This window comes from Acidimicrobiia bacterium, assembly GCA_029210695.1.
Taxonomy (GTDB): domain Bacteria; phylum Actinomycetota; class Acidimicrobiia; order Spongiisociales; family JAHEDJ01; genus JAHEDJ01.
On sequence record JARGFH010000086.1, the window covers coordinates 1 to 11,159 of the forward strand.

Below are 11,159 nucleotides of genomic sequence, written 5' to 3' on the forward strand. Positions count from 1 at the left end.
GAAGAAATCATTGCCAAAGTCAAACGAGGACGAGCCGCCCTCAACCAGATCACTGAATCCGCGACAGACCACTAGAACCATCCAATCGCGGGGAGCATCGCGAGTCCCATTTGTCACTCGCGCTCGAGGCGCTCTAATGCGCGCTGGAGTCGGACGATCGTTTTGGCGCTTCCGATCGCCGCCATCGACTCGAAGAGCGGCGGTGAGACCTGCGATCCGGTGACGGCCACCCGGAGCGGCTGCCAGCCTTTTCTAGGATTGAGTTCCGTATCCTCGAGAACCAGGCGTAACGCCTCTTCGATCGACGCAGGCGTCCACTCACCGACCTCGGATAGGCGCCGGACTGCGGCTGCTAGAGCCACTTTCGCATCACCCTTCATCACTTTCGACCACGACGGTTCGTCAAAGCTCACCTCATCGACGAACAAGAACCGGCTCATCTCCCCGACCTCAGTCATGAGCTTCACCCGCTCTTGAATCAGCGTGGACACTGAAGCGAAGGTTTCCCACTCGTCATCGGTCGGAGGGCGGCCCAGCTCTGCCTCGATCAACGGCCGGGCCCGCCCGGCGAAATCGGCCGCCTCAATGGCGCGCACATACTCACCGTTCATCCACTGCAACTTGTCGACGTCGAACACCGCAGGGTTCTTCGACACTCCGGCCAGATCGAACCGCTCGATCGCCTGCTCGACGGAAAAAATGGTGGTTTCCGCGTCGTACGACCAACCGAGCAGGCTCAAGTAGTTGAACATTGCTTCTGGGAGATAGCCTCCCCGTCGGTACGCCTGCAACGACGTGTCTCCGTGGCGTTTGGACAGCTTCTTGCCGTCCGGACCGAAGAGCAGAGGGAGATGTGCGTAGACGGCCGGGTCGGCTCCCATCGCCCTGGTCAGGAGGATGTGTTTCGGCGTTGAAGGCAGGAGATCTTCTCCGCGTATCACATGGGTGATCTCGTAGTCGACGTCATCAACGGTCGAGGCCAGGTGATAGGTCGGGACGCCGTTCGAACGAAGAATCACGAAATCGTCGATCACCTCCTGACCGAAGCGCATCTCGTCTCGAACGAGATCGACGAATTCCACCGCCGCCTCCTGCGGCACTGAGAACCGAACGACTCCCGAGGTCGCATCGGTGGCTGGCCGCCGGATGTAGACGTTCGGATGTTTGCCCTCTCGCTGGGCCCGGGCGCGCAGTTCGTCGAGTTCTTCGGGCGTCCGTTCGTCGTAGTAGGCGTGCCCGCCGGCCACCAACTGCTCGGCCACCTGGCGGTATCGGTCGAATCTGTCCGACTGCCGATAGGTCCCATGCGGACCGCCGGCATCCACGCCCTCATCCCAATTGAGCCCCAGCCAGGCCAGACCCGTCTTGATGTCGTCCTCGTACTGTTCCTCGCTGCGCTCGACATCGGTGTCATCGATGCGCAGCACGAAGGTACCCCCGTGATGTCGCGCAAACAGCCAGTTGAACAGGGCAGAACGAACGTTGCCGACGTGCAGCAACCCGGTCGGCGAGGGCGCAATGCGAACCCGGACCGTCATGGCTTCACCACCGGATTGGAGAGCACGCCGATCGATTGAACCTCGACGTCGACGATGTCGCCGTCGACGATGGGACCCACGCCCGACGGAGTCCCGGTGAGGATCACGTCTCCTGGCAACAACGTCATGACCCGGGTTACGTACTCGATCAGTTCCGCAACGCCGAAAACCAGGTCGGTGGTCTTTCCGGCCTGGCGGACTTCACCGTTCACGCGGCACAGGATATCGAGGCCTTCCAGGGGATCGAATTCGGTCTCAATGGCGGGGCCAAGCGGGCAGAACGTATCGAATCCCTTGCCCCTGGTCCACTGGCCGTCGGCGCGTTGAAGGTCGCGAGCGGTGACGTCGTTAGCCGCCGTGTATCCGAGCACGATCGACGCGGCATCCTCGGCGCGCACGTTGCGGGCGACGCTCCCGATGACGACCGCAAACTCCGCTTCGTGGTGGACGTTCGTCGAATCGGGCGGAATGACGATGGGTGCTCCGGGGCCGATGACGGAGGTCGACGGCTTGAGGAAGATCACCGGGGCGTCGGGAACCTCCGCCCCCATCTCAGACGCGTGGTCGGCGTAGTTTCTGCCGATGGCCACGATCTTGGTGGGAAATACGGGGGAAAGGAGTTGAACGGAGTCGAACGGGGCAACCACCTCGGTCGACTCCCATTCGAACAGCGGAGAACCTTTGTAGAGGCGGATACCCTCCGGCTCAACGGCACCGTAGACGATGCCTTCGGGGTTGCGTACTCGTACGATTTTCATGGGTAGTACTCGTCTCTCTCATACCTGGACAGTCTGGCGGCCTGCTCAGGATCCATGTGCCGCATCGTGTCGGCGAAGTGTTCGGCCATGACGGGTAGGAAGAGCGCCGTGGCCTCGATGTATCGGTGGCCGTGATCGTCTTCGCCGACCGCCTCGGCCCACATCTTCCGACCCTCTTGAGCGCTCAACCAGGCTGCTCCATGCAGGGTCATTCCGAGCGGGATCGGCCGGAGGTAGTTCGTCTCGAGTTTGACTGTGACTCCCGGCCGCTGATGCGCCATCATGACGAATCCCATCAGGTCGTCGAAGAAGGCGGAGATCGCCCCACCGTGAACGAGACCGGGCCCGCCCTGGAAGCGAGGGGCAAACCGGATTTCGGCCTCAACCAGGTCACCGACGAAGTGCGGTCGCAGACCCAGTCCTTCCGTGTTCTCAGGACCGCACCCGAAGCACCATGGAAGGTGCATCGTCGGAACCCGCGAGAGAGCATCGTGATCGGATACGGGGATCACCGTCCCCGTCAGGTACCGATACGGATCCATCAGCGGAGTTGTTCGGCGATACCGGCGCGAATCTCATCGAGCGTCTGGTGCAGGAAGTCCCGGTCGATGTCGTCGAGGACCGAACGACCGGGCACGGTTTCGTGCGCGGATTTGCGCAGCCACATCGTTCGGCGCCGGTTGAGGTCCGCCCGGGTCACCTCCGGAAGCCCATCGACGCGCAACCCCAGGACGATCAGTGCCGCTTCAACATCATCCGGCACCGGACCGCGTCCAAACACAGACGCCCGGGCAGAGGCGACGGTCGCCACGACGGAGTCAATTGCACCCGAATCGCGTTCGTATTCGGCCTGCCTGACGAGCTTGATGACCCATCCGGCATCCGGACTTGGATTGCCGAACACGCCGCCGACATGCATATCTGCCGGGGAGTTGATCTCGCCGGGTCGGAGCGGCTTCCAGACGCCGGGGGCGCCGGGTTCTGTAGTGGGACGAGGTAGATCGTCGACTTCGAGTTCGATGTTGGGCTGTTGACCCATTGGTTGTCTCCTAGACGGGCTCGAGCCAGTTCAGATACGCGTCGAGTTTGCCGCTAACGGCTTCATGGAACAAGTCCTGAGCACGCTGTGTGATGGGTCCGGGTCGACCGTTGCCGACCGGGCGGTGATCAACTTCCCGGATCGGTGTCACCTCGGCTGCCGTCCCGGTGAAGAACAGTTCGTCTGCGTAGTAGAGATCACTTCGTACCAGCGACGCTTCGCGCACCTCAACGCCGTCATCTTGGAGGAGTTGTATCACTGAGGCCCTGGTGATCCCGTCGAGGATCCCCGCTGAGACCGCCGGTGTCATCACCACACCATCACGAACGAGGAAGAGGTTCTCTCCGCTCCCCTCCGCCACGAGTCCGGCAGTGTTCAACATGATCGCTTCGTCGAATCCGGCCCGCAACGCCTCGCGCTTCGCCAGGACCGAGTTCAGGTACCCGCCCGTTCCTTTGGCATTCGGGATGAGGGTCGACTCGGCGAATCGCCTCCACGAGGAGACGCCGACGGAGATCCCGTTCCGCACTCCGTCCTCGCCCAGGTAGGCGCCCCAGGTCCAGGCCGCGATGATCGTGACGGGCTCACAGGCTCCGGGATCGAGGCTGAGCGAGCCTGCCCCATAGGTCACCAGGGGCCGGATGTAGGCCGAGGGAAGAGAGTTGACCTTGACCACCTCGCGCGCTGCTTCAACCAGGTGCTCGACCGACCAGCCGACGGGGATATCGTAGGCGGCCGCCGATCGGTGCAGGCGTTGCATGTGCTCGGTCAGGCGAAAAACGGCAGGCCCGGTAGCCGTCGCATACGCCCGGATACCCTCGAAGACGCCCGTGCCGTAGTGCAAACCGTGACTGAGCGCGTGGACCTGTGCGTCGGCCCACGGCACCATCTCTCCGTCCATCCAGATGAATTGCGCATTATCCATGGAGGTATCTTCGCAGGTCTATCCGCTGGTGGTCAGTTGCCGGGCATGCCAGTCGAGGATGGCATCGAACCGTTCCTGCCGGTGTTTCGGCTTTCCAGATCGGGACAGTTCGTGGCCCTCGCCGGGGAAGCGGAGGAATTCTGCTTCCACCTCCTGCCGTTTCAAGATCATGAACAGTTGCTCGGCTTGCTCGATCGGGCACCGGAAGTCGTTCTCAGAGTGGAGGATCAGCGTCGGCGTCTGGATCAAGTGCGCGATCCCCAGAGGACTCTTCTCCCACAGGACATTCGGATCATCGACGAGGTCAACGCCGGCATAGATCTTCGGGAAGGTCGACCCGATGTCCGACGTCCCGGCGAATGATGTGAAGGAGAGCAGCGCCCGCTCCACGACCGCCGACCGGTAGCGGTGATCCTTGGCAATCAACCAGGCGGTGAGAAACCCGCCGTATGAACCGCCCATGACTCCGATCCGCTCGGGATCCAGGCGCGGATAGCGGCGCAGGGCCTCCTCGATCGTGTTGGTGACGTCCTCGACGTCGACGACGCCCCAGCCGTCACCTACGACGGCCCGCACGTGCTCCAGACCTCGCCCGGTCGAGCCCCGCGGATTACAGGCGATCACGGCATAACCGGCGCCGGCGAATACCTGGAACTCATCGAAGAATCCCCAACCGTACTGGCTGGCCGGGCCACCGTGAATGTTGAGGAGCACCGGTAGGCGATCCTCACCCGGCGGGACCAGGGCCCAGGCGTCGACTTCGATGCCGCCGGAAACCACATTGAAGTGCTCCGGTTCGCACATCGGCACCCCGGCGCGGAACGCCGCGTTCAGGTCCGTCAGACACCTCTCCTCGCCATCCTCCCAGATGTAAACCTCACCAGGGTCGGTCGGGCTGCTGATGATCATCGCCAGACGGGATCCGGACGCATCCACCGTCAAACCCTTCACAACGCGATCCCCATCGACGAGGTGATCAACGGCGCCGTCTTCGTGAACCCGGATCACGCCGACACGCCCGGAGTCTTCGACGACCGAGAAGAAGGTCTGCCCATGCCATTGGGGACCACGGGGGGCAACGCCCAATGTCATTGAGAACACGTTGCGGTCGAGGTGACCGGTGAGGTCGACCGGTTCCTCTCCAATCCTCCATACGGAGATGAGACTCGGCCAACTCCCCGGAACGGGGTCACCGATGGCATGCAAAGTCCCGTCGGGCCGATAGGACGGGAAGGCCCACGATCCGCGCTCGACGATGCGCCGCTGCTCGCCGTTTTCGATGTCGACTTCGAAGAGGTCCATGCCATCTTCAAAGGCTCGTCGAGGCGATCGATCGGTGGCGAAAGCGATGGCCGTCCCATCCGGGCGCCAGGCGATGAATCGCTCGTCGTACTCGCCTTCGGTCAGACAGCGTGGGTCTGCGCCACCCTCCGGGTCGACCAGCCAGACATGCCGCTTGCGATCGTGGGTCCAGCCGAGGTTGTCGAACCGGAAGGGCACGTCGGTGACGCGACGGGGGCGGCGCCCGCGTTCGGCATCATCGAGATCCGCCCATTCATCGGTATGGGTGATCCCGACGGCCGCAATTCCGCTCCCATCCGGCGACCATTCCAACTCCTCGCAACCCAGGGGAATGTCCGTGAGGACCCGGGCTTCTCCGCCGCCGGCCGGCATCACGGCCACCTGCGGACGCTGGTCCGGGGTCTCTCCGCCCCGGAGGAACGCGAGCGATTTCCCGTCCGGTGACCAGCGGGGATTGACGTCGGCCGGCCCGTGGGTGAAAGCCCGGGCGGACCCGCCGTCCCAGACCCAGATCGTGCGGTGGTACCGATCGTCATCGAGATCCGGACGGGTGACCACGAACGCTACCCGTGTGCCGTCCGGGCTGATCTGGGGATCAGAGGGAAGGGTGAGGCGAGCGAGATCCGAAGACTGCATGGCGTCCTTTCATGAGGCCGAACAAGAGGAATCTAGTGGCACCGGGTTAGCGTGAATCCCTCAGCCGACGGCAAGCGATGATCGAACCACTCACCAGCCCACCGACCAAACCCTCCCCCCGTGCCGCCGGCATGGCTGCCGCCGGTGGTGCTGGGCTCATGCTCACCAGTCCCGGGTTCGACAGCGAGGTCCTCACTTTCTTGATGGCGGCCGCCGGCGCTCCTCTCCTGGGCTGGGCCCTGCTCGGTCTCCTCTCCATCCATAGAGACGGACGGGGCCCGGCATTATCGGCCGGTTTCTGGATAGCTGAGTCCGGTGTGCTCTCGCTCACCGTCGGCTACCTAATGGCGGCCATCGAGGCGGGGGCCGGCATCGATGTTGAGACCGGGTCGGCCTCCGTCGCCGGCCTCGTGCCTGCCACTCTGATCTTCCTGGCCTTTTTCGTCTTGCTCCCGGTTGGACTCGGTCTCTTCGGTGTGGCGGCCTGGCGGACGGGTGCGCTCGGCCCGTGGAAACGCCTCCTTCCTTCGCTGACGGCGGCGGTGGGAGTGCTGGCCCCCCAACTGCTGCTAGTCGGCTTCATAGCCTTGGGGTTCGGCATGTGGGACCAAGGTCGCAGGCTCGACTCTGTGGCCGGTTAGCCTCCCGGGGTGCATCGACTCATCGCCTCATGGTTTGGATCCGGCCTGCTCCTCGGCGCCGTACGCGGGTCGGACCGCGGTTCTGGAACGGTCGGAGCAGCGTTGGCGCTCGTCTTCTCCCTTGCGTTCGGGGTAATCGGATGGTGGGTGCAAGCGCTGGCAGCCGTCGTCGTGGCTGTGGCCGCGGTGTGGTCTGCCGGGCACTTCGCAGAAGACGGTGACCCCGGCTGGGTCGTTGTCGATGAAGCAGCCGGGATGTTCCTGGCCACGATCGGCCTCCTCGGCTGGTCGGCGCTCGTCGCCTTCTTCGTGTTTCGCATCGCCGACATCTTCAAACGAACGCCGGGGGTCGGAGCGGCCGAATCGTTACCCGGGGGTTGGGGAATTACCGCAGACGATCTCGTAGCCGGCCTCTACGGCCTGGCGGCAGGCTGGGCATTCCAACTCATGACCTAAACAGGTTCTGGGTTCTAGGTTCTGGGTTCTCGGCGGAACAACTCCGGCGAAAACGTAGAACCCATAACCTATGACCTATAACGGCGGACGGAGTCCGCCTCTGATGGGCGAACGGAGTCCGCCTCTGATGGGCGAACGGAGTCCGCTATCTCAGAGTGGTAGCTCTACCTGCTGTGCTTCCTCCACACCGTCGAGAGAGCGGAACTGCTCCATTTGTGTCTCATCGAGGGCACGGTCGAGGCTGAGACCCATCATGGCGGCGTTGCCGGTTTCGGGGGATTGACCGACAGCCATATTGGCGATGTTGATTCCGATCTGACCCAGGTAGGTGCCCACCCGTCCGATGACCCCGGGGATATCGGCATTCCGGACCAGCAACATGTGGCGCGACATGAGCAGTTCGACGTCATGCCCGAAGATCGATACGAGATGCGCACCTTTTCGCCCGATGGTGCCGGCGATGGACACCGTCCGCCCACCCACCTCCCCCGATAGACGGAGCAGCGAGACGAACTCATCGGATTCCTGCGAGGCTTCCTCTACGATTACGAGACCGCTCTGATTGGCGAGGGCCTCGACGTTGACGAACGAGACCGGAGCCGAGCTCACCACGTTGAAAGCCCCTTTGAGCGCCGACAGGCGGAGTGGCCTGATCGGGGAGGCCGCGATCCGGCCCTCTGCCCGCACAACGAGGCGATCCGGAAGGCCCTGTGCGACGCGACAGAAGATGGCGCCGAGGAACTCGGCCACTCCAAGGAACTCACGGGTCTCATCTCCGACATCGCGACCGATGTCCACATTGACCGCAGAGAGCACCAACTCCCCTCGCAGTGCAGCACCAACCGCCTCAGCGACATCGAGCCCTGCCTTGTCCTGCGCTTCGATCGTCGAAGCGCCGAGGTGGGGCGTGAGAACCACCTCCGGAAGGTCGAGCAAGGGGCTGTCTCGCAACGGCTCCATGTCGTACACGTCGAGGCCCGCCCCGGCCACCTTGCCGGACCGGACTGCCTCGACCAGTGCTTGTTCGTCGACGATCCCACCGCGGGAGGCGTTGACGATGCGGACCCCGTCCTTCATCTTTGCGATGTTGTCCCGGCCGATCAGACCAACTGTTTCCTTGGTCCGCGGAAGGTGCACCGTGATGAAATCAGACCGTGCCAGCAGATCGTCGAGGTTGTCGGCGACCTCAACCCCGAGCCGGCGGGCTCGCTCTGAGGAGACGTAGGGATCGAATGCAACGAGTCGCATACCGAACGAGAGAGCTCTTTGCGCGACGAGGGAGCCGATCCGGCCGAGCCCGATAACGCCGAGGGTCTTCCCGTGGAGCTCGATGCCTTGATATTTCTTCCGGTCCCACCGGCCTGCCCGCAAGCTGGCGTCTGCCGGTGCAACGTTGCGTGCTTGGGCGAGCAGCAGTGCCATGGTGTGTTCCGCGGCACTGATGATGTTGGCCTGTGGAGCATTGACGACCAGAACGCCGGCAGCAGTGGCGGCAGGAAGATCGATATTGTCGACGCCGACGCCGGCTCTACCCACGACGACGAGTTCGGGTGCCGATTCGATGAGTTCCGCGTCGACCTCCGTGGCTGATCGGACGATCAGGCCGTTGGCATCGCCCATACGCTTCAGCAGTTCATCTCGCTCGAGGTCCGTCGCGATTTCGACATCGCAGTGCTCGGCAAGGACATCGATGCCCGCCTGAGAAATCGTCTCGGCAATCACCACTTTCGGCCGCATCGGCACCACCTCCTCCATTGCGCAATCTTGCCCGACTCGAGGGGCTTCACCAAACCCGCCCGTTCGATATCGGCTCCACCTAGAGTGAGAAACAGGAAGTCAGGAGGTTGGAGATGACCTGGGAACCGAATGTCATCGTGGCGGCCGTCGACGGCTCGGACCGCAGCATCAAAGCCACCCAGCTGGCGGCGGAAATGGCGAGGCGCAACGGGTCGAAGTTGCACATCCTCACCGTGGTTCGACCGCCCGAGGGCTGGTGGGGCATCGGTGGAGCACCCCCACCTGCCAGGGCGCTGTCGGAATCACTGATGGAGGCCCAGAAAGAGGTTCTGGATCGAACCGTCGCCGAAGTGAACCTCGAAGGCATCGACTACCAGGTCGGCGAAGAGCTCGGCGATCCGGCCAGTGCCATTGTGCATTACTGCGAGGACGTTGAAGCCGACTTGCTCGTCATCGGGCGCCGCGGTGCCGGGTTGATGGAGCGGTTCGTGATGGGTTCCGTTGCCGATCGCCTCGTGCACTACTCCCCTTGTCCCGTGGTGGTCGTGCCGTAGATCATGTACGAATTCGATCGAGATACGGCGGTCTCGCCGGAAGGTGAGGGCGTCTGGTTGGTCGAGGTCTCACCGAGCTGGAACATCGGAACGATTCCCAACGGTGGTTATCTGATGGCGATCGCCCTGTCCGCAGTCGGCCGGGAGTTATCTCACCCGGATCCTCTGACGGCCACCAGCCACTTCCTCGGTCGGATAACTTCAGGCGAACCTGCCACCATCGAGGTTGAGGTGCTGAGGGAGGGACGAACCCTCTCCACGGCCTGCGCGCGGCTGCTCCAGGATGGCCGCGAACGCTTGAGAATGCTGGCCACTTACGGCGATCTCGACGCCTCAGAAGGACCAACCCTGGTCACCGCCACCCCTCCCCCGATGCCGCCGCCCGACGAGTGCGTCGGCTTCGACAGGGAGGAGGCGACGATGGAGATCCAGAAACGCTTCGACCTCCGGCTCGAGCCGGGCGTGGCGGGCGGAGCGATGGGGAGTCCGACCGGCAGACCGGAAGTCGGCGGATGGATCCGGTTCGCCGATGGTCGGGAGCCCGATCTGAAATCGCTGGCGTTGTTCGCGGATGCGCTCCCGCCGACGGTCCTGAACATCGAACGATTCGGATGGGTGCCGACAATCGAACTGACGATCCACTTCCGTGCCAAGCCGGCACCCGGATTTCTGCGAACCTGGTTCGCCTCCAGATTCCTGATGAAGAGCCACGTCGAGGAAGACGGCGAGATCTGGGACTCAAAAGGCAACCTCGTTGCTTTGAGCCGTCAGCTGTCGAGGATCCTGCCCAGGAGTTGAGCCGTGGGCAGCGGTTGCGCCCCCGGCAAACAGACCGCCGCCGGGTAACCACCGCCGCCCGCTAGGGTCGCAACGTGGCACAGGAAATCATCATCGCCGGAGTCGTCGGCAGCCTCCGCCACGACAGCTTTACCCGTCTGGCGGTCCGGATCGCTCTCGAGGGTGCCGCCGAAACGGGTGCAGTCACCCGGCTGATCGACCTCTGCGACTACGAACTACCTTTCTGCAACGGCGACAGAACGACGAGCCTGCCCGAAGTGGTCCGGCTCAGACAAGACGTAGTTTCCGGACACGGTCTCATCCTTGGCACCCCCGAGTATCACGGCGGCTACAGCGGAGTGCTCAAGAACGCCATCGATCTCATGGGATTCGACGAGTTCGAAGGCAAGATCGTCGGGCTGGTCGGGGTTTCCGGGGGATCGATGGGCGCCCTCCAGGCCCTCCAGGGTTTGCGAGTGATCGGCAGGGCCCTGCACGCCTGGGTGATTCCTCAGCAAGCATCCATACCGATGGCCTATCAAGAGCTAGCGCAGAACTCGCCGACCAGGGAAGTGTATGAGCAACGCCTTAGGGAGGTCGGTCGACAGGTCGCCCGTTTCGCCGCGCTCCACTCCTCCCCGGAAGCGATCGAGTTTCTCCGTGCCTGGGAGGAAGCCCCGAGTAACCCCGGTGGCGAAGACTGAACAACAGATTCTAGATTCTAGGTGGCTGCCGAAAAAGTGGCTTTCGGTGAGGTTGGTTGGCGGCGGGCCAGTCGTGGGTGATGCCGGAGACC

12 protein-coding genes are annotated in these 11,159 nt (G+C 63.3%); 5 read left to right on the top strand and 7 right to left on the bottom strand.

The window, feature by feature from the left end; all coding sequences use genetic code 11:
- Positions 1-113: 113 nt before the first annotated feature.
- The 6 genes from gltX to P1T08_17230 are packed head-to-tail and all read right to left on the bottom strand — an operon-like array spanning position 114 to position 6,198.
- Positions 114-1,538 (bottom strand): glutamate--tRNA ligase, encoded by a 1,425-nt coding sequence (gene gltX, locus P1T08_17205; protein MDF1597820.1) that lies wholly within the window; start codon positions 1,536-1,538, stop codon positions 114-116.
- Positions 1,535-2,296 carry a fumarylacetoacetate hydrolase family protein gene (locus tag P1T08_17210; protein MDF1597821.1) on the bottom strand — a complete coding sequence of 254 codons (762 nt, stop codon included), beginning with the start codon at positions 2,294-2,296 and terminating at the stop codon, positions 1,535-1,537. Before P1T08_17210 ends, gltX begins: the two co-directional genes overlap by 4 nt.
- Complete coding sequence (locus P1T08_17215; protein MDF1597822.1) at positions 2,293-2,838, bottom strand: PaaI family thioesterase; 546 nt, start codon at positions 2,836-2,838, stop codon at positions 2,293-2,295. Before P1T08_17215 ends, P1T08_17210 begins: the two co-directional genes overlap by 4 nt.
- Positions 2,838-3,335: a hypothetical protein gene (locus tag P1T08_17220; GenBank protein ID MDF1597823.1), complete on the bottom strand. Its 498-nt coding sequence runs from the start codon at positions 3,333-3,335 to the stop codon at positions 2,838-2,840. Before P1T08_17220 ends, P1T08_17215 begins: the two co-directional genes overlap by 1 nt.
- Positions 3,336-3,345: 10 nt before the next feature.
- Positions 3,346-4,260, bottom strand: coding sequence for a branched-chain amino acid transaminase (locus tag P1T08_17225; GenBank protein ID MDF1597824.1), 915 nt, complete (start codon positions 4,258-4,260; stop codon positions 3,346-3,348).
- An 18-nt stretch (positions 4,261-4,278) separates the two neighbouring features.
- Positions 4,279-6,198, bottom strand: a complete 1,920-nt coding sequence (locus P1T08_17230) for a S9 family peptidase (protein MDF1597825.1) — start codon at positions 6,196-6,198, stop codon at positions 4,279-4,281.
- Positions 6,199-6,275: 77 nt separating this feature from the next.
- On the opposite strand from P1T08_17230, the gene P1T08_17235 reads away from it, so the two are divergent.
- Both P1T08_17235 and P1T08_17240 read left to right on the top strand, forming a co-directional pair.
- Entirely contained in the window at positions 6,276-6,839 is a 564-nt protein-coding gene (locus P1T08_17235) for a hypothetical protein (GenBank protein ID MDF1597826.1), read from the top strand.
- Between the two features lie 9 nt (positions 6,840-6,848).
- A complete protein-coding gene (locus P1T08_17240; protein ID MDF1597827.1) occupies positions 6,849-7,295 on the top strand; it encodes a phosphatidylglycerophosphatase A in 447 nt (148 codons plus the stop codon).
- A gap of 150 nt (positions 7,296-7,445) precedes the next feature.
- On the opposite strand, the gene serA is transcribed toward P1T08_17240, so the two are convergent.
- Positions 7,446-9,032 carry a phosphoglycerate dehydrogenase gene (gene serA, locus P1T08_17245; GenBank protein ID MDF1597828.1) on the bottom strand — a complete coding sequence of 529 codons (1,587 nt, stop codon included), beginning with the start codon at positions 9,030-9,032 and terminating at the stop codon, positions 7,446-7,448.
- 113 nt (positions 9,033-9,145) lie between these two features.
- Between serA and P1T08_17250 the strand changes: the two genes are divergently transcribed.
- The 3 genes from P1T08_17250 to P1T08_17260 all read left to right on the top strand — a co-directional run bounded on the left by P1T08_17250 (position 9,146) and on the right by P1T08_17260 (position 11,067).
- Positions 9,146-9,586: a universal stress protein gene (locus P1T08_17250; GenBank protein MDF1597829.1), complete on the top strand. Its 441-nt coding sequence runs from the start codon at positions 9,146-9,148 to the stop codon at positions 9,584-9,586.
- 3 nt (positions 9,587-9,589) lie between these two features.
- Positions 9,590-10,384 carry a thioesterase family protein gene (locus P1T08_17255; protein MDF1597830.1) on the top strand — a complete coding sequence of 265 codons (795 nt, stop codon included), beginning with the start codon at positions 9,590-9,592 and terminating at the stop codon, positions 10,382-10,384.
- 74 nt (positions 10,385-10,458) lie between these two features.
- Complete coding sequence (locus P1T08_17260) at positions 10,459-11,067, top strand: NAD(P)H-dependent oxidoreductase (protein ID MDF1597831.1); 609 nt, start codon at positions 10,459-10,461, stop codon at positions 11,065-11,067.
- Positions 11,068-11,159: the final 92 nt, after the last annotated feature.